At 72.6% G+C, this 21,775-nt stretch carries 18 protein-coding genes and 1 tRNA gene; 9 read left to right on the top strand and 10 right to left on the bottom strand.

The window, feature by feature from the left end; all coding sequences use genetic code 11:
- Positions 1-19 precede the first annotated feature (19 nt).
- A complete protein-coding gene (locus tag FBY23_RS10230; RefSeq protein ID WP_141798048.1) occupies positions 20-1,582 on the top strand; it encodes a DNA polymerase ligase N-terminal domain-containing protein in 1,563 nt (520 codons plus the stop codon).
- 6 nt (positions 1,583-1,588) lie between these two features.
- On the opposite strand, the gene FBY23_RS10225 is transcribed toward FBY23_RS10230, so the two are convergent.
- From FBY23_RS10225 to FBY23_RS10215, 3 genes are read right to left on the bottom strand one after another with little or no spacing between them, the layout of a single operon-like run.
- Entirely contained in the window at positions 1,589-1,888 is a 300-nt protein-coding gene (locus FBY23_RS10225) for a DUF202 domain-containing protein (RefSeq protein WP_160158213.1), read from the bottom strand.
- Positions 1,885-2,247, bottom strand: a complete 363-nt coding sequence (locus FBY23_RS10220; protein ID WP_141798046.1) for a YidH family protein — start codon at positions 2,245-2,247, stop codon at positions 1,885-1,887. The genes FBY23_RS10225 and FBY23_RS10220 overlap by 4 nt, the downstream gene beginning before the upstream one ends.
- Entirely contained in the window at positions 2,244-3,149 is a 906-nt protein-coding gene (locus FBY23_RS10215) for a LysR family transcriptional regulator (protein WP_141798045.1), read from the bottom strand. Before FBY23_RS10215 ends, FBY23_RS10220 begins: the two co-directional genes overlap by 4 nt.
- Positions 3,150-3,382: 233 nt before the next feature.
- Between FBY23_RS10215 and FBY23_RS10210 the strand changes: the two genes are divergently transcribed.
- The 7 genes from FBY23_RS10210 (at position 3,383) to FBY23_RS10180 (ending at position 12,013) form a co-directional block, all read left to right on the top strand.
- Positions 3,383-4,390 (top strand): ABC transporter substrate-binding protein, encoded by a 1,008-nt coding sequence (locus tag FBY23_RS10210; protein ID WP_141798044.1) that lies wholly within the window; start codon positions 3,383-3,385, stop codon positions 4,388-4,390.
- A gap of 12 nt (positions 4,391-4,402) precedes the next feature.
- Positions 4,403-5,191, top strand: a complete 789-nt coding sequence (locus FBY23_RS10205) for an ABC transporter permease (protein WP_141798043.1) — start codon at positions 4,403-4,405, stop codon at positions 5,189-5,191.
- Positions 5,188-5,961: an ABC transporter permease gene (locus FBY23_RS10200; RefSeq protein ID WP_141798042.1), complete on the top strand. Its 774-nt coding sequence runs from the start codon at positions 5,188-5,190 to the stop codon at positions 5,959-5,961. Before FBY23_RS10205 ends, FBY23_RS10200 begins: the two co-directional genes overlap by 4 nt.
- Positions 5,958-6,800 (top strand): ABC transporter ATP-binding protein, encoded by an 843-nt coding sequence (locus FBY23_RS10195; RefSeq protein ID WP_141798041.1) that lies wholly within the window; start codon positions 5,958-5,960, stop codon positions 6,798-6,800. Before FBY23_RS10200 ends, FBY23_RS10195 begins: the two co-directional genes overlap by 4 nt.
- The gene (locus FBY23_RS10190) at positions 6,797-8,380 is read left to right on the top strand and encodes a sulfatase (RefSeq protein WP_141798040.1); all 1,584 of its coding nucleotides are present in this window, start codon (positions 6,797-6,799) and stop codon (positions 8,378-8,380) included. Before FBY23_RS10195 ends, FBY23_RS10190 begins: the two co-directional genes overlap by 4 nt.
- 25 nt (positions 8,381-8,405) lie before the next feature.
- Positions 8,406-10,049, top strand: a complete 1,644-nt coding sequence (locus FBY23_RS10185; RefSeq protein WP_141798039.1) for an amidohydrolase — start codon at positions 8,406-8,408, stop codon at positions 10,047-10,049.
- Positions 10,050-11,029: 980 nt separating this feature from the next.
- Positions 11,030-12,013: a hypothetical protein gene (locus FBY23_RS10180; RefSeq protein WP_160158212.1), complete on the top strand. Its 984-nt coding sequence runs from the start codon at positions 11,030-11,032 to the stop codon at positions 12,011-12,013.
- 17 nt (positions 12,014-12,030) lie between these two features.
- Here the strand turns inward: FBY23_RS10180 and FBY23_RS10175 are convergent, their stop codons facing one another.
- Genes FBY23_RS10175 through FBY23_RS10165 form a run of 3 tightly spaced genes read right to left on the bottom strand, consistent with a single transcriptional unit; the run spans position 12,031 to position 18,416 of the window.
- Positions 12,031-12,513, bottom strand: coding sequence for an SRPBCC family protein (locus tag FBY23_RS10175; protein WP_141798037.1), 483 nt, complete (start codon positions 12,511-12,513; stop codon positions 12,031-12,033).
- Positions 12,510-12,836, bottom strand: a complete 327-nt coding sequence (locus FBY23_RS10170) for a helix-turn-helix transcriptional regulator (protein WP_141798036.1) — start codon at positions 12,834-12,836, stop codon at positions 12,510-12,512. The genes FBY23_RS10175 and FBY23_RS10170 overlap by 4 nt, the downstream gene beginning before the upstream one ends.
- 48 nt (positions 12,837-12,884) lie before the next feature.
- The gene (locus tag FBY23_RS10165) at positions 12,885-18,416 is read right to left on the bottom strand and encodes a carboxyl transferase domain-containing protein (protein WP_141798035.1); all 5,532 of its coding nucleotides are present in this window, start codon (positions 18,414-18,416) and stop codon (positions 12,885-12,887) included.
- A gap of 128 nt (positions 18,417-18,544) precedes the next feature.
- On the opposite strand from FBY23_RS10165, the gene FBY23_RS10160 reads away from it, so the two are divergent.
- On the top strand, positions 18,545-19,159 hold the full coding sequence (locus FBY23_RS10160; RefSeq protein WP_141798034.1) for a class I SAM-dependent methyltransferase: 615 nt from the start codon (positions 18,545-18,547) through the stop codon (positions 19,157-19,159).
- Between the two features lie 27 nt (positions 19,160-19,186).
- Here FBY23_RS10160 and FBY23_RS10155 read toward each other — a convergent pair whose 3' ends face one another.
- From FBY23_RS10155 to FBY23_RS10140, 4 genes are all read right to left on the bottom strand, one after another.
- The gene (locus FBY23_RS10155) at positions 19,187-19,888 is read right to left on the bottom strand and encodes a response regulator transcription factor (RefSeq protein ID WP_141798033.1); all 702 of its coding nucleotides are present in this window, start codon (positions 19,886-19,888) and stop codon (positions 19,187-19,189) included.
- A gap of 146 nt (positions 19,889-20,034) precedes the next feature.
- Positions 20,035-20,907 (bottom strand): ERCC4 domain-containing protein, encoded by an 873-nt coding sequence (locus tag FBY23_RS10150; protein ID WP_160158211.1) that lies wholly within the window; start codon positions 20,905-20,907, stop codon positions 20,035-20,037.
- 16 nt (positions 20,908-20,923) lie between these two features.
- Entirely contained in the window at positions 20,924-21,439 is a 516-nt protein-coding gene (locus tag FBY23_RS10145; RefSeq protein ID WP_160158210.1) for a CinA family protein, read from the bottom strand.
- A gap of 233 nt (positions 21,440-21,672) precedes the next feature.
- Positions 21,673-21,746, bottom strand: a tRNA-Met gene (locus FBY23_RS10140).
- Positions 21,747-21,775 lie beyond the last annotated feature (29 nt).

Here is a 21,775-nt window from a genome sequence, read left to right as displayed (position 1 = left end):
TCCCGGGCACCGCGCGAGCATGGGTGACCTGCTCGAGCGGTACCGGCGAAAGCGCGACTTCACGCGCACCCCGGAGCCGGCGGGCGCGGTCGCGGACCGGACCGGCGCGCGGTTCGTCGTCCAACGGCACCGAGCCAGCCGCCTGCACTACGACCTGAGGTTCGAGATCGACGGGGTCCTGGTCAGCTGGGCGGTGCCGAAGGGGCCGACCCTCGACCCGCGTGCACGGCGACTGGCGGTGCACGTCGAGGACCACCCGATCGAGTACCTGCACTTCGAGGGCGTGATCCCCTCGGGCGAGTACGGCGGCGGGGACGTCATCGTGTGGGACACCGGCACCTGGGAGCCGGTGAAGACCGATGACCCGCTGGCCGCCGTACGCGACGGCGAGCTGCACGCCGAGGTCCACGGCCACAAGCTGCGGGGGCGGCTGGTGCTGGTCCGGACCGGCGGCGAGGGCGAGCGTGAGTCCTGGATGCTGCTGCACAAGCGCGACGCGCACGCCGTCGACGGCTGGGACCCCGAGGCGCACCCGCGCTCGGTGCTGAGCGGCCGCACGAACGACGACGTCGCCGCCGACCCGGACCGCACGTGGCGCTCGGGGGCCCCTGCCGCCGAGGCCGAGGAGGTGCTGGTGCCGGATCCGTTGCCCGACGAGGCCGTCGCCTCGCTCGAGGACCTCGGGAAGCAGGGCACGTGGGAGGTCTTCGGCCGCAGGCTCAAGGTCACCAACCTCGACAAGGTGCTCTTCCCCGGCGATCCCCCGGTGACCAAGCGCGAGCTGCTCGCCTACACGGCGCGGATCGCGCCCGTGGCGCTCCCCTACCTGCGCGGCCGCGCGCTCAACCTGCACCGCTACCCCGACGGCGCCGACGCCAAGGGCTTCTGGCACAAGCAGCGGCCCGACCACGCTCCCGCGTGGCTCGGTGCCTGGGACAACCCGGACGCCGATCCCGGGGAGACGACGACGTACGTCGTCGCGGACGAGCCGGCCGCGCTGGTCTGGGCCGCCAACTTCGGCGCGCTCGAGTGGCACCCGTGGACGTCGCTGGTGGCGCGACCGCACGAGCCGACGTACGCGCTGGTCGACATCGACCCGGGAGAGCGCACCACGTGGGAGGAGGTGCTGACCCTGGCCCGGCTGCACCGCACCGCGCTGGACCACCTCGGCGTGCTCGCGCGTCCGAAGGTCACCGGGCGCCGCGGCATCCAGGTGTGGATCCCGGTCGTGCCGGGCTACACCTTCGACGACACCCGGGCCTGGGTGGAGAAGCTGTCGCGCACCGTCGGCAAGGTGCTGCCCGACCTGGTGAGCTGGAAGTGGGAGGTCCGCGCCCGGGAGGGTCGGGCCCGTCTCGACTACACCCAGAACGCGATCAACAAGACCCTGGTCGCGCCGTACTCACCGCGCCCGGCGCGCGGCGCGCCGGTCTCGGTGCCGATCGGCTGGGGCGAGCTCGACGACCCGGACCTGCGCCCGGACCGCTGGACGATCCGGACCGTTCTGGACCGCCTGGCCGTGCGCGGCGACCCGTTCCAGGCGCTGCTGGACGCAGGTCAGGAGCTGCCCGACATCACGTGAGCCGGCTCAGCCCAGGACCAGGACCAGGGAGCCCAGTCCGACCAGCCCGGCCAGAGCGGCGACCATGGCGGGGAGCCGCCCGTCGAGGTCGCGGCGCAGCCCGCCGCCGGGACGGCGGCGCGGGTGCCGGCGGGCGACACCGGCCAGCGCCGCCGCCGCGATGAGGACGCCGACGGCGAGGACCAGGAGCGCGACCACGCCGTCGACCGCGAGCAGGACGCGCACCTCGACCACCACGACGCCGAGCATCGACAGGACGCTCCGCGTCCACGCCAGCCGGGTCCGCTCGGTCTGCGTGCCGGTCACGACGCCGCCAGGGTGAGCGCGACCAGCACCAGCCCGCCCGCCGCGACCAGCACCACAAGCGCGATGCCGAGCGGCAGGCCGGGCAGCGGCCGCGCCTCGCGCAGCGCCCGCTCGTTGGCCATCCACCGCAGCCAGGCCAGGCCGCACCCGGCGACGCCGGCCAGGATCAGCGCGGCGGCGACCCAGCGGCGCGGGGTCTCGGGCAGCGCGCTGGCCAGCGAGTCCAGCGCGACGCCGGCCGCCATCAGGGCGAGGGCGGTGCGGATCCAGGCGAGGAAGGTCCGCTCGTTGGCGAAGGTGAACCGCGGGTCCGGCTCGGTGCCGAGGTCGTAGACGCTGCGCGGGCGGCGTGCGGTCACGGCTCCTCGCCCTCGGCCCCGAACGGCGCCATCTCGAGCGCGAGGTCGATGAACGCCCGGGCGGCCGGCGACAGCGGACCCTCGCGGCGCACGATCCCGATCTCGTGGGCGACCGTGGGCGTCGTACCGACGACCCGGGCACCGAGCTGGGCCGCCTCCTGGGCCATGTGCCGCGGCAGGAGCGAGGCACCGACGCCGGCCGCGACCAGCTTGGGGATCGTGGCGCGGTAGATCGTCTCCACGACGATCCGCGGCTCGGTGACGTTGGCGATCGCGAGCGAGTCGTCGAGCCGCTTGCGCGAGGCCGTGCCCGGCGGGGTCGCGATGAGCGGCAGCTCGCCGAGCACCGACAGCTCCACGGGCCCGGGGCCCGGGTCGGGGCTGTCGGGCGGCAGCACCAGGAAGAACTCCTGCTCACCGAGGGCGATGGCCTGCAGCCCGGTCGTCGCCGCGGGCAGCCGCACCACCCCGATCTCGCACTGGCCGCCGCCGACGATCGCGGCCGCGCCACCCGGCACGTCGCAGTCGGTGATCCGCACGTTGATGCCGGGGTACAGCTGGCTGAACCTGCCCAGCAGCGCGGTCAGCGGATGGGCGGCCACGGTCGGGGTGGAGGCGATGTCGAGGGTGCCGTCGTACCCGCCGCGGACCTTGGCCACGGCGGCGCGGGCGACGGCGTGGTCGCGCAGCACCTGGCGCGCCGGCGAGAGCAGCGCCTCGCCCGCGGCGGTCAGCTTGACCTTGCGGCCGAGCCGGTGGAACAGGGAGACGCCGAGGTCCTTCTCCAGCGCCGCGATCGCCTGCGACAGCGACGGCTGGGTCACGTGGACGGCCTCCGAGGCCCGCCCGAAGCCACCGTGGTCCACCACGGCGACGAAGTACTCGAGCTGACGACGTTCCATGCCGACCAGCGTACGCCGAGAGATAGGTGTTGGCTATCGGATAAAGCGCCGCGCAGCCACGGCGAGCGCCGGATCTCCCTCTCAGAGCAGCATTCTCGGCATACCGCCGTTGTCTCTCATTGGAAATGCCTATCGTTCGGGTACGAAGTTTCCATTAGACCTCCGGGCCGGGCAGCAGCACGCTGGTGTGACCTCGGATACACCGACACCGTCCCGCCCCACCTGGAGGACCCATGAAGACCCTGCGCACAGGGCTCGTCGCCGCCACCGCCTCGCTCGCCCTCGTCCTCACCGGCTGCGGCGGCGGGGGCGGCGGTGAGCGCAAGACCGAGGACGGGCTGAAGGTCGTCACGGTCGCCTACACCCCGATCTACTCCGTCGGCGCCCTCAAGCTCGGCATGGACCAGGGCTTCTTCGAGAAGCAGGGCCTGCGCATCGAGCTCAAGCAGGTCGCCAACCCGCCGAGCGGCATCGCGGCGGTCGCCGGCGACGAGGTCGACTTCAACTACACCCCGTCGATCCCGTTCGTGAACGCCATCGCCAACGGCGTCCAGCTCGAGATCGTCGGTGCGGCCGACGGCTACGACGAGGGCACCAAGGCCGCGGTCGAGGCCGACCCGTCGCTCGCGCTCCAGCACGACGACAGCGGCGTGGTCGCCGCGGCCGACTCCGGCATCACGCGGGCGAAGGACCTCGAGGGCAAGACCGTGTCGGTCCCGGCCCGCGGCGCCCAGCTCGAGGTGACGATCGCCGCGGCGGTCAAGGCCGACGGCGGCGACCCGGCGAAGATCAACTGGATCACCCTCGACTTCCCCAGCGCGGTCAGCTCGCTGAAGTCCGGCCGGGTCGACGCCGCCGGGCTCGTCGTCCCCTTCCTGTCCCAGGCCGAGGACGGCGGCGGCAAGCTCGTCCTGTCCCCCGGCCTCGAGTTCTTCGACGACGGCGCGGTCGGCATGTGGGTCACCTCCGCCTCCCTCGCCAAGCAGGACCCCGAGATCGTGAAGTCCTTCCAGGCCGCGGTCGAGCAGACCAACGAGTACGCCGAGGCGCACATCGCCGAGGCCCAGCAGGCGGCGGCCGACGTGCTCAAGACCGACCTGGCCACGGTGCAGGCGGGCTCGGAGCCGGCGTTCCCCGCGACGGTCGACCCGGCCGACGTGCAGTCGGTGATCGAGCGGATGAAGGAGCTCGGCTACCTGAAGAAGGACATCGACGCCACCTCCCTCGTCTTCGGCAGCTGACGGAGGACGACGATGCCCACCCTCCGTCCCGGCACCGTCCGGCGGTACGCCGTCGGCGCAGCCAGCATCGCGGTCGCCGCCCTGCTCTGGCAGTGGGCCGTGACCGGACCGCTCGCCGACAAGCCGTTCGCGACCGTGCCCGAGATCCTCGGCCGGCTGCGGGAGTTCGCCGGCGACCCGCTGTTCTGGTCCTCGCTCGGCGAGACCTTCCGGGTGGCGGCCATCGGCCTGGTCCTCTCGGTCGTCCTCGGCGTCGCGGCCGGCCTGCTGGTCGGCCAGTCCGACCTGGCCTACCGCAGCACCCGCGTGCTGGTGGAGTTCCTCAAGCCGATCCCGCCGATCGTCATCCTGCCGCTGCTGGTGCTGGTGCTCGGCCCGACCGGGGACATGGGGATCTTCCTCGTGGCCTTCGGCGGCGTCTTCCCGCTGATCACCCAGACCGCCCACGGCGTCCACGACGTCGACCCGGTCGCGGCCGAGACCGCCCGCTCGTTCCGGCTCACCCGGTGGCAGCGGGTCCGCACCCTGGTGGCACCGACCGCCCTGCCGTTCGTGGCGACCGGCGTCCGGATCAGCGCCAGCGCCGCGCTCGTCATCGCGCTCGTCTCGGAGATCATCGGCGGCGCCCCCGGACTCGGCAAGGACCTGGTCCTCGCCCAGACCACCGGCGACTACCCGGCGATCTACGCGCTGGTGGTGACCTTCGGCGTCCTCGGCGTCCTCATCAACGCGGTGCTGGCCGCCGTCGAGCGGCGGGCCCTGTTCTGGCACGCCTCGGTGCGTTCGGAGGTGACCGCATGACCCGCCGACTCTCGCTGGTGGCCCTCGAGCTGTGGCTCCCGGTCGTCGTACTCGTCGGCTGGTGGCTCTGGTCCGCCGGTGCCGCCGAGCCGTTCTTCCCGCCCCTGCAGGAGATCCTCACCCGGTTCCGGGAGATGTGGCTGTTCGACCAGTTCGTCAGCGACGTGCTGCCGAGCCTGCGCAACATGGCGGTCGGCTTCGGCATCGCCTCCGTCGTCGGCATCGCCGTCGGGATGGTGCTGGCCAGGGTCCGCCTGCTCCGCGAGGCGCTCGAGCCGCTGATGCACTTCGTCCGGGCCACCCCGGGCGTCGCACTGGTGCCGATCTTCATCCTGCTCCTCGGCTTCGGCCCGAGCATGAAGATCTCGATCATCGCCACCGCAGCGGTCTTCCCGACGATCATCGCGACCATGGACGGCGTGCGCAGCGCCGACCCGGTGCTGCTCGACATCTCCCGCGCCTACCAGCTCACCCGCCGCCAGCGGGTCACCAAGGTGCTGCTCCCCGCGGCCGGCCCGCAGATCTTCGCGGGCCTCCAGGTCAGCCTGCAGGTCGCCTTCGTGGTGATGATCGCCAGCGAGATGCTCGGCTCCACCGAGGGCATCGGCGCCCTCACCCTGCTCGCCCAGCAGAGCTTCGCGGTCACGGACATGTGGTCCGGCATCGTCCTGCTCGGCCTCCTGGGCTACCTCGTCAACCTCCTGTTCCTCCTCGCCCGCGGTCGTGTCCTGCACTGGTACGACGGCGCCCGAAAGGCGGCCAAAGAATGAGCACCTCCACCACCCTGACCCGCACCACCTCCCCCTCGCCCACGACAGGAGCTCCGACGATGAGCGAACGCCAGGTCCGGCTCTCGATCGAGGGCCTGCACAAGGGGTACGGCGCCGGCGCGGCCCGCAAGGAGGTCATCTCCGACCTCACCTTCGACGTGCACGCGGGCGAGTTCGTCTGCATCGTGGGCCCCTCGGGCGCCGGCAAGACCACGCTGCTCAAGTGCCTGACCGGCCTGCACCCGGCCAGCTCCGGCGCGGTCCGCCTCGACGGCCAGGTGGTCGACGGGCCGCCACGCCAGATGGCGCTGGTGCTGCAGGAGTACACCCGCTCGCTGATGCCGTGGCTGACCGTCGAGAAGAACGTCAGGCTCCCGCTCGCCAACCTCAAGATCGGCAAGGCCGAGCGCGAGCAGCGGATCACCGACGCCCTGCGCGAGGTGGGCCTGTCCGACGTACGCACCAGCTATCCGTGGCAGCTCTCCGGTGGCATGCAGCAGCGCGTCGCCATCGCCCGCGCGCTGGCCTACCGGCCCGAGGTGCTCGTCATGGACGAGCCGTTCGCGTCGGTGGACGCCCAGACCCGCGCCGACCTCGAGGACCTGATGCTCAAGGTGCGCGAGGACTTCGGCATCACCATCGTGCTGGTCACCCACGACATCGACGAGGCGGTCTACCTGTCCGACCGCGTCGTGGTCGTCACCAAGGGCCCGTGCACCGTCGACGAGATCATCCCCGTCGAGCTGCCGTTCCCCCGCGACCAGATCGAGACCAAGTCCGATCCGCGCTTCGTCGACCTGCGGGCGCGGGTGTTCTCGCGGATCAAGGCCTCCGCGTGAGCAAGGTCCGCGGCGTCGTCGTCCTGGTCGCCGACCAGCTCCGGGCCGACCATCTCGGCTTCGGCGGCGGCCAGGTGCCGACCCCGCACCTCGACGCCCTCGCCGCGAGCGGCACGGTCTTCGACCAGGCGTACGTCGCCAACCCGACCTGCATGCCGAACCGGGCCACGATCGCCACCGGCCGCTGGCCCTCGACCCACGGCACCCGCACCAACGGCGTCACCCTGGACTGGGACGCCCAGACGTTCATGCGCTCCATGCAGCGCTCCGGCTGGAACACGGCGGCCGTCGGCAAGCTGCACTTCCAGACCATGGGCTGGCCCTACGAGGACGACCAGCTCGCCGACATGGCGCGGCACGCGCCCGAGCTCGTGGACGCCGCGCTGGTCGACGCCGTCGAGCGCGGCCGCCCGGCGCAGTGGGACACCTGGGAGAGCTTCGAGCGGCACCGGCCCGCCCGCCTCGAGCTCCCGCCCGACTACTACGGCTTCGACACCGTCGACCTGGTGATCGGCCACGGCGACGCCCCGGGCGGCCACTACGCCCACTGGGCGCGGGCCCGCGGCCTCGACCCGGACACCGTGCGGATCATGGGCGACGCGCTCGTCGGCTACCCCGGGTGGGACCAGGTCTACCAGTCGGAGGTGCCGGTCGAGCTGCACCCGACGACGTACGTCACCGAGCGGGCGATCGACCGGCTCGAGCAGCTCACCGCCGGCGACGCGCCCTTCTGCCTGTTCGTGTCCTATCCCGACCCGCACCACCCGTTCGCCCCTCCGGGTGACTACTGGCACCGGATCGACCCGAGCGCCGTCGAGCTGCCGGCGACCTTCTTCGACACCCACGACCGCTCCCCCGAGCACGTGCGGCAGATCGTCGCCGACCGCGGCCGGCCCGCCGCCGACCCGACGATGACCTGGTCGCCCACCGAGGAGCAGTACCGCCACGCGCTCGCCGCCGAGCTCGGCCTGGTCTCGCTGCTCGACGACAGCATCGGCCGCATCCTCGGCCGGCTCGAGGACCTCGGCGTCGCCGACGACACCGCGGTGGTCTTCACCGCCGACCACGGCGACCTGTTCGGCGACCACGGCCTGATGCTCAAGCACTTCGTGCACTACCAGGGCGTGACCCGGGTGCCGTTGATCGTGCGCTCCCCCGACGGCGACAGCGGACGCTCCTCGGCGCTGGTGAGCAGCGCCGACATCGCGCCGACGCTGCTCGACCTGGGCGGCGTGCCGTCGTACCGAGGGATCCAGGGCACCAGCCTCCGCTCGCTGGTCGAGGGCCGGGCATCCGCCGTACGACCGCGGCTGCTGGTCGAGGAGGACCAGCCGTTCGGGCTGCCCGGGCTGCCGGGACCGGTCCACATCCGCACGCTGCTGACCGAGGACGCCCGGCTCACGGTGTACGGCGGCCACGACGTGCGCGAGCTCTACGCCCTCGACGACGACGCCGACGAGACCACCAACCTGGCCGACACCCTCGACGGGGCCGCGCTCCAGGCCCGGCTGACCGCCGACCTGGCCGCGGAGCTGATCCGGCTCACCGACACCGGCATCCGCCCCGCCGCCTCCGCCTGACCACGCGCGAACCCGAAGGAGACCCGTGCACGCCGACCTGATCCTCCACTCCGGCACCGTCCTCAGCGTCGACGCCGCCTTCTCGACGCACGCCGCCGTCGCCGTGCGAGGGGACCGGATCGTCGCCGTCGGCTCCGACCGCGAGGTGCGCGACCTCGCCGGTCCCGGCACCCGGACGGTGGACCTGGCAGGCGGCACGGTGCTGCCCGGGCTCAACGACTCGCACCTGCACCTGCAGTGGTGGGGCCTGGCGCGCGGACAGGTCGACCTGTCCGCGGCCGGCTCCCTCGACGAGGCCCGGGAGCTGGTACGACGCCACGCCGCCGCGCAGCCCGAGGGTGGCTGGGTGCGGGGCCGGGGCTGGCACGAGCGGGTGCTCGCCGGCGACGACCCGCTCGGGCCGACCGCGGCGATGTTCGACGACGTCTGCGGCGGCCGCCCGATGTTCCTCGAGCACTTCAGCGCGCACGGCGGGCTGCTCAACACCGTCGGCTTGCAGCGCGCCGGCCTCACCCGCGCGACCGTGGCACCGCCGGGCGGCGAGGTCGTCCACGACCCCGCAACGGGCGAGCCGACCGGCGTACTCAAGGAGGCCGCCCTCCAGCTGCTCGACGGAGTGCTGCCGGTCCCCACCGCGACCGAGCGGCAGGCCGCGGTGGTCGGGGCGATCGCGGAGCTCAACCGCCGCGGGATCACCAGTCTCACCGACCCGATCGTGACGCCGGAGATGCTGCGCGACTACGTGGCGCTACGTCGCGAGGACCGGCTCTCCGCCCGGCTGACCACGCTGCTGCACTGGACCTGGCCGTCGGTGCAGACGCCACTCGGCGTGCTGGAGGAGGCGATGCGGTACGTCGGCTCGACCACCGGCCTGGGCGACGACCTGCTCCGCATCGGCGGCTGCAAGCTCATCGCCGACGGTGTGGCCGCGCTGGGCACCGCGTGGATGTCGGCGCCGTACCACCACGAGGGCACCTGCGGTGCGCTCGTCACCGAGGGTGCCGACGACGCCGAGCGGGTCGCCGCCCTGCACGCCCTCGTGCTCCTGCTCCACCGGCACCGGTTCCAGGTCCAGGTCCACGCGACCGGCGACCGGGCCTGCGACACCGCGGTCGACGCCCTCGTGGCCGCGCTCGTCGAGGATCCCTGGCCAGACGCCCGGCACGTGCTCATCCACGCCAACCTGCCCTCGCCCGGGTCGATCGCGGCGATGGCCGAGCACGGCATCCTCGCCAACGTCAACGCCCTCGTGAAGTGGCAGGCCGCAGCCGGCCTGGTCGGCGTCATCACCGAGGAGCAGTGGCACCGGATGATGCCCGCCCGCTCCATGGCCGACGCTGGCGTCGTCGTCTGCGACGCCTCCGACGCCCCCATCACCGACCCGGACTGGCGCCTCGCCCTGCAGATGCTGGTCACCCGCGTCCCGCGCGGCAGCGACGAACCCTGCGGTCCCACCGAGCGGCTCACCCGCGAGCAGGCGATCCGCGCCTGGACCGCCAACCCTGCCTGGCAGGACCACGCCGAGCACGACAAGGGCACCGTCGAGCCCGGCAAGGTCGCCGACCTGTGCGTCCTCGCCGAGGACCTGACGACCGTCCCCGACGAGGACCTGCACGCCGTCACACCGGTCATGACGGTGCTGGATGGCCGGGTCGTGCACGAGGGGTGAGCCCCGGCCCGCGCGCGAACTCTCCGTGGGCTTCGGTTGCGCAGGTGGTTGCGTTCCGAAAAGCAGCGACGAGCCTTCCGGCGGTTGACGTGCGAGGAGCGCCAGCGACGAGCCTCGAAACCACTCGGCTGGTCGCGCGAACTGTCCGTGGGCTTCAGGTGCATAGCGGGTTGCGTTCCTAAAGGCAGCAACGAGGACAGTGCGGAGATGGTCGGGTTCCGCGGTCGGGCCGCGGTCCGCGTCCGGAGGTCGAGGAGGTCGTGCAGCGACCGTCACGAGACCACCGCAACCGACCTCGTCCGATGGTTGAGGTGCGAGGAGCGCAGCGACGAGCCTCGAAACCACCTGGCCTTCGCGCGAACTGTCCGCGGCCTCGGGTGCGTAGCGGTCGCGAAAGGCAGCGACGAAGAAGGTTGGGAGGCGGCCGGGTCCCGCGGTCGGGCGACGGTTCGCATGCGGCCGAAAAACCCCTAGAAACAAGGGGAAAGTCCTTCCCGACCTCTTGAATTAGAACGTCTGTTCGAATAGAGTAGGCCCCATGATCTCGGACCCCTCGGACGCCACGCCGGAGCAGCTGCTCCACGCGGCCGAGGACAGTGTCCGAGAGACTCGGATTCTTGATGTCCGCAAGCTTGAGCTGCTGCTCGCCTGGGCCGACCTCCACTCCGGTGACCCGCAGGCCGAGCCCAACGCGGTACCTGTTCGGTTCGGTGGTCCGCGGCTGATCACCCTGGGCGGGGACGGGACCCCGGAGGTCGCCGACCTTGCACTGGTGGAGATGGCGATCGCCCGGCACGAGCACGTGCTCGCCACCCGTGGGGCCCTCGCTGACGCGTTCGACCTGCGCCACCGCCTCCCGCAGGCGTGGGAAGGCGTCAAGGCCGGCCGGTGCGAGGTGTGGGTGGTGCGGCGGGTCGCACGGATGTCCCGCACGCTCGACCGCCACCAGATCCACATCGTCGACCGCGGTGGCTGCCGCGTTGGACGAAGCACCCAGCCGGATCCTCAGCATCGCCGAGGCCAAGGTCATCGAGGCCGACCCGGTCGCCCACCAGGCCCGGATCGACAAGAACCAGAGCCAGAAGGGCGTCTGGTACCCCAAGCCCCGTCCGGGCGCGCAGGTCGACGAGAGCGACAGTCAGGCCGGGGTGGGGACGGTGTTCGCGCGGCTCGACGAAGCCGACGCCCTCGCCCACCAACACACCGTCGACGACCTCGCCACTGCCCTCGCCGAGCACGCCGACGTCGCCGACGGTGCCGAGCCACTGGGCATGGACCACTGGCGGGCCGAAGCGTTCGCGATGCTTGCCGACCCCGCCGCCGTCCTCGCCTTCCTGAACAGCATCGACGACACCCCGGGCACCTCGGAGGTCGAGGAGGTCGCGCAGCAACCATCACGAGACCACCGCAGCCCGACCACCGAGCTCATCGTCCATGTCTCCCTGACCGACACCGGTGAGTTCGGCCCCGTTGCGCGGGTCGAGGGCCTCGGCCCCCGGCTCCTCGACCAGGTTCACGACCTCCTGCGCCGCCACGCCACCATCACCGTGCAGCCGGTCATCGACCTGCACACCGGACGGTCGGTCAACGGCTACGAGCACCCCACCGACGTCAAGCACCGCACCCAGCTGAGAACGGTTGGGGACGCGTTCCCCCACGCCACCGGCCTCTTCAACCACAGCGGCCGCCCGCCGGACCACGACCACACCACGCCGTACGACAAGCACGGACCACCCGGCCAAACAGGTGATCACAACGACACCCCACTCACCCGACACCACCACCGCGCGAAGACCCACCTCGACTACACGGTGATGCAGCTCGGACCCGACAGATGGATCTGGGGCACACCCCACGGCCTCTACCGCCTCGTCACCGGCGGTGGCACCCGACCCATCACCCAGGCCGAGTACCACCTCCACACCCACCAGGCACTTACCTTGGCCGGCGACTACGCCGCCTGACGCGCAGTGTTGAGCCCTCAGCCCGCCACGGCCGCGGAGTACCGCTCGAGGTAGAGCGGCCAGCCGCGCGGGTTGTCGACGCCTTCGCGCACCGACTCCCAACCGGCGCCGTGGCGCTCCAGGTGGCGGTGCTCGAGCTCGACGCGGGTGCGCTCGGGGCCATCGGAGACGAAGCGCACCTCGACCTCGCTCGCCTCGGCCGGGTCGGTCACGATCTGCCAGGCCGGCGAGATGTCCCAGCTGATCACGAAGCGGTGCGGCGGCTCGAAGGCCAGCACCCGGGCCCAGCGGCAGACAGAGCCGTTCTCACCGCGGTCGTAGACGTGGCCGCCGACGCGCGTCTCGAAGACGGTCTCCGCGATCGGCTCGGGCGCGAGCAGGTTGTGCTCGCGCGGCTTGATCCGGTCGAACTGCTCGGTGAAGACCGAGAAGGCGCGCTCGACCGGCGCCTCCACGGTGATCTCGAAGCGCACTGCCGTGTCCTGCGTGGTCTCGCTCATGTCGTGCTCCGATCCTGCGGCTCGCTCTCGACGAGCTCCTTGAAGTTGGCCAGCGTCGCACTCCAGAAGCCCTCGAGCTCGGCGCGCATCGCCTGCAGGCCCGTGGGATCGGCGGAGTAGATCCGCCGCGTGCCATCGGGCCGCACCTGCACCAGCGCCGCGTCCTTCAGCACCCGTAGGTGCTGGGACACAGCGGGCCGGCTGACGGGGAGGTCCCCCGCCAGCTCGGCCACCGACCGCGGCCGCTGCGCCACGCGGGCGAAGATCTCCCGCCTGGTCGGATCCGCGAGCGCGGTCCACGCATCAACTGCGTAAGTGGTCACGAACGGTAAGTTACTGCTTACGTTCGCCCGGCACAAGGCCTCCGGAGGTCAGGCCTGCCAACCCTGCTCGATCGCCGCGACCACCTTCGGCCGCAGGTCGCCGGCCGCGATGACCTCGTCGACCGAGCCGACCTCCACCGCACGGTGGATGTCGTGGACGCCGTCGAACTCGGCGGCGACCTCGGCGATCTTGTCGGCCCGCAGCTGCGCCCGGAGCTCGGCGAGCTCGACGACGAGGGCACCGCGCTGACCGTCCTCGGCGTGGTCGATCCGCTCCTGGAGCTGGGCGACCTTCGGATCGGCCGCGGCCCGCTTGGCGACCTCGGCGGCGAACACCACGGCCGCGGCCGGGGCACCACCGAGGACCGAGGCGTAGGAGCCCTCGATCGCGAGCACGGTCATCGCCGGATTCAGCTGCTTGGAGAAGACCACGAACGCGCCGCCGTGGTAGCGCGAGATCACGCAGAACACGATCGGACCCTCGAAGTTGACGATCGCGCGGCCGATCTCGGCGCCGTACTCCAGCTGCAGGCTGCGCATCGACTCCGGCGAGCCGTCGAAGCCCGACAGGTTGGCGAGCACGACGAGCGGCCGGTTGCCGGAGGCCGCGTTGATCGCGCGGGCGACCTTCTTCGAGGACCGCGGGAACAGCGTGCCCGCGGTGTAGGTGTCGGGGCCGTCGGTGGGAGGGAAGCCCGCGCGCGGGACCGGCTTGGACTCGATGCCGACCAAGCTGACCGGGTAGCCGCCGATCCGGGTGTCGACCACGACGGCGGTGTCGGCGTCGGCCATGCCGGCCCAGCGCTCGAGCATCTCGTGGTCGGCGTCGGCCAGCGCCCGCATGACGGTGCGGATGTCGAAGGGCTTCTTGCGGTCCGGGTTGTGGGTCGCGGAGAAGATCTCGCCGACGGTGGCGAAGTCCGTCCCGGGGTGGGGGTACGTCGTCACGTCACGCTCGACCGGGTCACTCGACTCGGCACGACGCGGCCCGGCCTCGCCGGGGGCGACGTACGTGTGGTCGTAGTGCGCCATCAGCACTCCGAACGCGCCGGCCAGGTCGGGCACCCAGTACTGCGCCTGGCCGTTGGGGCCCATCACCCGGTCGTAGCCGCCGATGCCGTGGTTGTCCTCGGCCGAGACGCCACCGGAGAAGTCGAGGGACTGCTTGCCGGTCAGGACCATCGCGCTGTCCGGGGTCATCACGAGGATGCCCTTGGTGTGCATCAGCATCGTGGCCTCGGCGTTCCAGTACGGCTGGGCGCCGACGTTGATGCCCGCGACCACGATGTTGATCTCGCCACCGGCCTGGGTGAACTGGACGATCCGGCGCAGCGCGGCGGCGACCCAGTCCATGTTCTCGGTGCCGCTCTCCATCGAGATCCGGGCACCGGCGGAGACGGCGAACCACTCGACCGGTACGCCGAGCCGCTCGGCGAGGTCGATGGCCGCGATGATCCGCGAGCACTCCGGCTCGGAGACGGCGCCGAGGGACATCAGCGGGTCGCCGCAGAGCACGACGCGGGTGACACCCTCGGGGTGCAGCGGCGTCGGGGTCGAGACGACGGCCACGATGATGCCGGCCTTGTTCTGGCCGGGCGCCCGGTCGACGGGCACCAGGACACCGGAATCGTCGAGGTCGTGCTCGACCACGGTGCCGCCACCGGCGAGGACCGGCTGCAGCTCGTAGGGGTAGACCAGGCCACGACGGCGGGCACGCAGCACCTTGCCGGCGTACTCGTCGAGCGGGGCCAGCGGCTCGGTCGGCGGCGCGACGATGTCGGCCACGACACCGGCGCCGGGCTTGGCGTGGAAGCGGATCGCCAGCGGGGTGGGGGCACCGCCGTCGGGGCTCGCGACGCGGCCCTCGGCGAGCACCTCCTCGATCCCGGCGCCCTCGCTGAGGGGCGTGATCTTGCCCTGCAGCGCGGTCAGCTGGTCGAGGTCGGCTTCGACGACCGGCCACACGGTCACCCACACGTGGTTGACGTCGAGCTTGGTGCCCTCGCGGCCCCGCGCCGTACGGACCCGGCGGATCGCCTCGAGGCAGTTCTCGACCGCGCGCTCGGCGTGCGGGAGCGCGATCACCCGCCCCTCGTCGTCGCGTACGACGGCCAGCTGGCGCACCTGCGCCGCGGCGACCAGACGCCGGTCGGCCGGGTTGGTGCGGGCGACGCACTCGTAGAGCAGCACGTCGTCGGGTGCGGCGAGCCGGGTCACGTCGAACTCGCGCAGCCGCCACAGGTTGAGCCGGCGCCCGACCATCGGGTGCATGCCGCGGATCAGGGTGTCCTCGACCAGCTCGGTGGTTGAGGTGCGAGCGGAGCGAGCCTCGAAACCCTCCGGTCGGAAGGTGAAGTAGTCCACCGGCTGCGGCGCGGCCGGGCAGACCGCGACCGAGACGCGGCGGGCGCGGGCGGCGAAGTCGTGGCCGGCGAGCATCTTGGCGACCTCGGCCGAGGCGCGGTCGGGGTCGGCGGGCGCGTCGGGCCAGCGCAGGTAGATCTCGACGACGTCGTCGTGGTCGGCGACCAGCGCGTCGGTGATCGCGGTGCCGAGCGCGCTGGTGGGATCGGCCAGCTCGGCCACGTCGCCGATCGTGGAGACGACCCGGGTCGCGCCCTTGTCGTCGGTGGCGTACTCGGCGTGCACGACCGGGCGGCCGGCGTACTCCCCGGGGGCGGAGACGGTCAGGTCGTGCAGGTCGTACTCGAGGTAGTGGCGCCGGATCAGCACCTCCAGCAGCGGCTCGCGCTCGGGCAGGCCGTCGACCAGCCGGTCGCGGAGGAAGCCGACGAGCTGCTCGGGGATCGCGGTGAGGGCGGCGATCCGGGCGTCGCGGTCGGGCGCCGCGGCGTCGGTGAGGGCGGCGACCTCGGCGGCGACGCCCTCGAGGACCGCGCGGCGCTCGTCGTCCACCAGCGGCTGGTCGAACCAGGCGAACCGGACCGAGCGGGCCAGGTCGCCGACGACGGCGAAGCGGAGCTGGGTGGCGCGCACCAGGCGCTCGAGCAGCGCGCGGGCCTCGGCCTGCTCCTCGGCGGGGGGCGGCGGCGGGGTGCTCAGCCAGCGCTGCAGGACGCCGACGGCGATGTCGACGTCGGAGGGGTGCTGCTGGGCCAGGAAGATGCGGAACACCGCCTGCTCGAGCTCGGGTGTGCGCTCGAGGTCGGTGATGCCGTAGTGCGCGAGGACTCGCAGCAGCTTGTCGCGGAAGTGGTCCGGGAGCGCGCCGCGGTCGGGGTCGAGGCTGCGCAGGTAGGTGTGGAAGTGCTCGCGCGAGCTGTGCACCCGAAGCTCGGTGTGCCCCTCGTCGCCGGCCGGCCGGTTGCGGCTGAGCTCGGCGAAGTCGGCGAACAGGGCGAGCAGGTCCATCTCGGCGCGCAGGGCGCCGGGCTCGCGGGTCGCGAGGTGGCCGGCGAGCAGGGCACCGCGCTGGTCGGGCGCGATGTCGTAGCCGAGCAGCTGGCCCGCGAGCGCGCCGAGGCAGTCGGCGGCGACGCCGGCGCGGTGCGAGGTCGGCAGGTCGAGGTCGACGCTCCTCGTGCCGCCGTCGACGGCTGCCTCGTCACCGTCACCGGTCGGGTCCAGGCGCACCAGCGGCGCCCCGGTCTCGACCTGGCCGCCGACGCGGACCAGCAGCTCCTTGATCCGCCCGGCGAAGGGCGCGGGGAGCACGGTCTCCATCTTCATCGACTCGAGCACCAGCACCGGCTGCCCGGCGGCGACCTCGTCGCCCACGGCGACCGGGGTCGCGACGACCAGCGCCGGGGCGGGCGAGCGGACCATGCCGCCCTCGTCGCGGCTGACCCGGTGCATGACGTCGTCGACCTCGACCAGGTGGACCGTGCCGTGGGTGGCACTCACCAGCCGGTAGCGGTGGCCGTCGACGGTGAGACGGCCGTGGACGTCGTCGATGCGGTCGAGGACCGCGGTGACGGTGCGCTCCTCGCCGCCGCCGGCCACCGTGACGTCGTACCGGGCACGGCCGGTCTGCCGCACCGTCAGGGCGTACGTCGCACCGCGCAGCTTGAGCTCGATGGTGCGGGACGGGTCGTGCTGGACCTGCGGGCGACCGCCCTGCGCGGACTGGAGGAAGCGGGCGATCTCGGCGCGCTCCTCCTCGTCGTAGGCCTCGATGGCGGCGGCGACGAGCGCGACGCCGGAGTGGCGCGCCGACTGCAGCCGGCCGCCTGACTGATCGCCGCGGACCCGGTCGATCCAGCCGGTGTCGGCCCAGGCGGGCGTGCCGGTGGTGACCTCGGGCTGATCGAGGAGGTCGAGGATGAAGCTCTTGTTGGTGGCGCCGCCCTCGATGACGACGGTGGTCTCCCCCATCGCCCGACGCAGCCGGGCCAGCGCCTGCTCGCGGTCGGTGCCCCAGGCGATGACCTTGGCGATCATCGAGTCGAAGTCGGCGGGGATCACGTCGCCCTCGCCGACACCGGTGTCGACCCGGATGCCGGGGCCGGCGGGCAGCTCGAGGCGGGTGATCCGGCCGGGCGCCGGGGCGAAGTCGCGGTCGGGGTCCTCGGCGTTGAGCCGGGCCTCGACGGCGTGGCCCCTCTCGGCGGGGCGCTCCCCGGCCAGCGGGATGCCGCGGGCGACCTGGATCTGCAGCGCGACGAGGTCGGTGCCGGTCACCTCCTCGGTGATCGGGTGCTCGACCTGGAGGCGGGTGTTGACCTCGAGGAAGGCGAAGGACCGGGTGCCCGGGTGGTAGAGGAACTCGACGGTGCCGGCGCCGGCGTACCCGACCGCGTTGGCGAGGCGCTCGGCCGAGGCCTTGAGGTCGGCGGTCTGGGCGTCCTCGAGCAGCGGCGAGGCCGACTCCTCGATGACCTTCTGGTTGCGGCGCTGCACCGAGCAGTCGCGCACGCCGATCGCCCACGCGGTGCCCTGGCCGTCGGCGATCACCTGGACCTCGACGTGCCTGGCGTCGGTGACCAGCTTCTCGAGGAAGACGACGCCGCTGCCGAACGCACGCTCGGCCTCGTCGCGGGTGCGCTGGTAGGCGTCGGTCAGCTCCTCGGCCGAGGTGACCTTGCGGATGCCGCGCCCGCCGCCGCCGGCGGTGGCCTTGAGCATCAGCGGGTAGCCGATCTCCTCGGCACTGGCCAGGGCCGCCTCGAGGCTGTCCACGCCACCGCGGCTCCACGGCGCCACCGGTACGCCGACCTCCTCGGCGATCAGCTTCGAGCCGATCTTGTCGCCGAGCCGGCGCATCGCGTCGGCGCTGGGGCCGATGAACGTGACGCCGAGCCGGGCGCAGAGCTCGGCGAACGCCGGGTCCTCGGCCACGAAGCCCCACCCGACCCAGGCCGCGTCCGCCCCGGTCTCGGTGAGCGCCCGCTCGAGGACGGCGAGGTCGAGGTAGGGCCGGTCGGCGGCCGCGCCCAGCAGGTACGCCTCGTCGGCCTCCCGCACGAAGGCCGAGCCGGCGTCCACGTCGGTGTGCAGCGCGATGGTCCGGATCTGCTCGCTCCCGGACGTGTGCCGGGCGTTGAGGTCCCGCACGGCGTGGATGAGACGCATGGCGGCTTCACCGCGGTTGACGATGGCGATTCGCGAGACCGTTGGCACGATCTCGACCCTTCCATCTCGCGGCGCGCGCGGGACAGCGCGGATCCCACAGGGTTGGCATCGAATCGTTGTGGGGTCCGTCCAGCCCGACGCTGGCGTCCGATCGGGACGAGGCGCACGCTGGGCCCATGGGCTTCTACGACGACCACGTGGTGCCGCGGATCGTGAACCTCGCGTGCGGCACGAAAGACATGCGACCGCACCGTGATCGCGCCTGCGCCGGGCTGTACGGTGAGGTGGTCGAGATCGGCTTCGGGTCCGGCCTCAACGTCCCGCACTACCCGGACGCGGTGACCCGCGTCACGGCGGTCGAGCCCGCCGACCTGGGCTGGCGCCTCGCCGAGCGACGGGTCGCCGGCTCGCGGGTGCCGATCGAGCGCTCGGGGCTGGACGGGCAGTCGCTGCCGTTCGCCGACGACTCCTTCGACACGGCACTGAGCACCTGGACCATGTGCACGATCCCGGACGTCGCGCAGGCGCTGCGCGAGGTGCGCCGGGTGCTGCGTCCCGGCGGCACCCTGCACTTCGTCGAGCACGGCTTGGCACCCGACGAGAAGGTGCAGCGCTGGCAGCACCGCCTCGACCCGATCGAGAAGCGGCTCGCCGGGGGCTGCACCTTCAGCCGGCCGATCGACACGCTCGTCGCGGACGCGGGGTTCACGATGACCGAGCTCGACGAGTTCTACGCCTCCGGCGGACCGCGGTTCGCGACCGCCTTCTACCTCGGTGTCGCCGCTGCCTGAGCCCCGTCGAAGGTCCGTTTCGACCGGTCAGCTGGCGCGGTTCCAGTCGGCGCCGGGCGGGTGCCAGCCCACCCTGGAGGCGGCGCCCACGGCCGCGACCTGCGAGCGCACCTCCAGCTTCGCCAGGATCGACTTGACCTGCGTGCGCACCGTCGCCTCGGAGACGACGCACCTGCGAGCGATGTCGCGCACCTGCGCACCGTCCATCAGCGCCCCGAGGATCTCCGTCTCGCGTGGGGTGAGACGAGCCAGCCGGGCGCGCAGGGCCCGGCACTCCTCACGATCGTGCAGCGCCGCCTGGACCAGCTCCGCACGCTCCGCCGCGGGCATGGCCGGGAGACCGTCGCGGATCCGGCCGACCGCGGCCAGGACGTCCTCGAGACAGCCCGTCGTCGGTACGACGGCCTTGGCGCCACGCCGCAGGCACTCGCCCCAGGTGCCACGACTCAGGCCGTCGGTGAGGACGACCACCGACACCCCTGACCCGGCCAGCGGCGAGACGAGCCGGATGCCGTCACCGATCCGGCCGAGGTCCAGGTCGAGCAGTACCACTCGCGGCACCGAGCGCAGCACGGACGCCAGCACAGAGGCGAGCGTCGCCCGGGAGTCCGCGAGGTTGATCCGCTTGACCAGGTAGCCCTCGGTGGCCAGGTTCGTGGCGACCGACTCGGCGAAGAGCACGTGGTCCTCGACGATCGTCAACCGGGTCGGCCGCGCGCCCGGTGTCATGTGTGCTGCCCGTCGTCCACCGCAGGTGCTCCAGACCGACGCTCCTACCAGCGGCCCGCTGCCAGACCCACCATGTCCTGAGTATGCGCGCATCCTGCTCCCACCGACACCGATCGGGTCCGGCGTACCCAATTCTTGTCTGCAGGTCAGGTGGTCGCGGACGACGACTGGCCGGTCGATCCGCGGCCGGGGAACGGCGCCGTGGCCGAGACCTCGCCGGTGAGGCCGTCGACCACCTGGGAGCCAGCCCGCGCCGAGTGCAGGGCGCGCAGGGCGACGGCCCGGCGGTCGAAGGACGCGGACTCGCCCTTGGAGCCGGGTTCGACCAGGAGCCACCGTCGCGGCGTCCGCGGGCCACGGGCCCGGCGCCCGGGCTGCGGTGCGCGGTCGCCCGGGGCGACGTACTCACCGTGCAGCGCCTCGGCGAGCCGGGCTGCCCGCACCGGTCCGATCCCCGGATGACTGCGCACCCCCTCCGGAGCCTCGGCCGCGACCGCCGCCAGGCTCCCGTACGCCGCGAGCAGGCTGCGCGCCATCGTGGCGCTGATCCCGGGGACGACCGACAGCATCGCCTCGGCCTGCGCCGACGGGTGGCGCGGCGCACGGCGCGGCCCGATCGTCGGCACCGTGGGAGCGGCGCGACGCGCACGCTTGGCGAGCCGCACGATCCAGGCTGCGCTGTCCTCGGCGTCCAGGCTGTGCAGGACGGTGAAGCCGTCCTCCACCAGGCGGCAGACCGCGCCACGCCAGGCATCCTCCGCGATGCCGCGTGGCTCCCCCTCGATCAGCAGCACCGCCTGGGCGAAGGCCGACTGCAGGCGCACGGCCTGCTCGAAGATCCGCCCGTCACGGATCGACGCACCCAGGTCGTTCGGGCCCTTGCGCTCGATCGCCAGCCCCGGACCGACCACGTAGTCGGCGACCGGCAGGTCGGTGAGACGTACGTCGAGGCCGGCGGCGACCAGCGCGTCCGGGATCGCGCTGCTCCGTTCGCGGTGGTCCACCAGCACGACGTCCATGTCGGCCATCGGCTCGCTACGGCCCGGGCGTCGCGACGAGACCTGCCTGCAGCTGGTCTATCGCCACCGCGACCGTCTGGTCGAGGACGTCCAGCGGATCGCCCTCGAAGCGGTGGTGGGTGACCTCGGTCCGGCCGTGGACGCAGGTGGCGACGAAGACCGTGCCGGCCGGCTGGCCCTCCTCCTCGTCCGGCCCGCCGACTCCCGTGACCGCGACGGCGGCATCGGCGCCGAGGAGCGCGGCCACACCGCGCACCATCTCCTGCGCGCACGAAGCGGTCACGACCGGCCCCTCGGTCACGCCGAGGACCTCGAACTTAACCTCGCTCATGTACGAAACGACACCACCGGCGAACCAGGACGCCGCGTCCTCGCCACGCGCCAGCGCGCTGGCGATCGCTCCCGCGGTGAGGGACTCCGCGCACGCGAGAGTGAGCGACCGCTCGGAGGCGAGGGCGGCGATGCGCTCGACCGCGGGCGCGGCGTGGCTGTGACCGTGACCGCCGGCCTCGGCTTCTCGCCCCCGACTCACTCCTGCGACCTCCCTTCGCCGTTCTCTTCGGTGATGGCACTGGTACCCACCTCGCGCGCCAGCATCCAGCGCCCCGGGGCCGATCGGACGCAGCCGGCGACGTGATGGTTCTCGTGAAGGTGACGGCGCGACGTCGCGCCGATCGCAGAGGAACTGGCGGGAACCCGGTACAGGTTCCCGACAACAGCAACAGGGCCCGACTTGCGTTTCCGCAGGTCGGGCCCTGTTCTTTGTAGCGGGGGCAGGATTTGAACCTGCGACCTCTGGGTTATGAGCCCAGCGAGCTACCGAGCTGCTCCACCCCGCGTCGGTGAACCCAACGTTAGGGCATGCCCC

It is taken from the genome of Nocardioides sp. SLBN-35 (assembly GCF_006715725.1).
In the GTDB taxonomy this organism is placed as follows: domain Bacteria; phylum Actinomycetota; class Actinomycetes; order Propionibacteriales; family Nocardioidaceae; genus Nocardioides.
Note: the sequence above shows the minus strand (reverse complement) of the source record. Positions and strands in the feature narration are given on the sequence as shown.

What these genes read in the sequence shown, in the direction of transcription:
- FBY23_RS10230 (WP_141798048.1), top strand. Translation starts at nt 20, where the DNA reads ATGGGTGACCTGCTCGAGCGGTACCGGCGAAAGCGCGACTTCACGCGC.
- FBY23_RS10215 (WP_141798045.1), bottom strand. Translation starts at nt 3,149, where the DNA reads ATGGAACGTCGTCAGCTCGAGTACTTCGTCGCCGTGGTGGACCACGGT.
- FBY23_RS10210 (WP_141798044.1), top strand. Translation starts at nt 3,383, where the DNA reads ATGAAGACCCTGCGCACAGGGCTCGTCGCCGCCACCGCCTCGCTCGCC.
- FBY23_RS10205 (WP_141798043.1), top strand. Translation starts at nt 4,403, where the DNA reads ATGCCCACCCTCCGTCCCGGCACCGTCCGGCGGTACGCCGTCGGCGCA.
- FBY23_RS10200 (WP_141798042.1), top strand. Translation starts at nt 5,188, where the DNA reads ATGACCCGCCGACTCTCGCTGGTGGCCCTCGAGCTGTGGCTCCCGGTC.
- FBY23_RS10195 (WP_141798041.1), top strand. Translation starts at nt 5,958, where the DNA reads ATGAGCACCTCCACCACCCTGACCCGCACCACCTCCCCCTCGCCCACG.
- FBY23_RS10175 (WP_141798037.1), bottom strand. Translation starts at nt 12,513, where the DNA reads ATGAGCGAGACCACGCAGGACACGGCAGTGCGCTTCGAGATCACCGTG.
- FBY23_RS10160 (WP_141798034.1), top strand. Translation starts at nt 18,545, where the DNA reads ATGGGCTTCTACGACGACCACGTGGTGCCGCGGATCGTGAACCTCGCG.
- FBY23_RS10155 (WP_141798033.1), bottom strand. Translation starts at nt 19,888, where the DNA reads ATGACACCGGGCGCGCGGCCGACCCGGTTGACGATCGTCGAGGACCAC.
- FBY23_RS10150 (WP_160158211.1), bottom strand. Translation starts at nt 20,907, where the DNA reads ATGGACGTCGTGCTGGTGGACCACCGCGAACGGAGCAGCGCGATCCCG.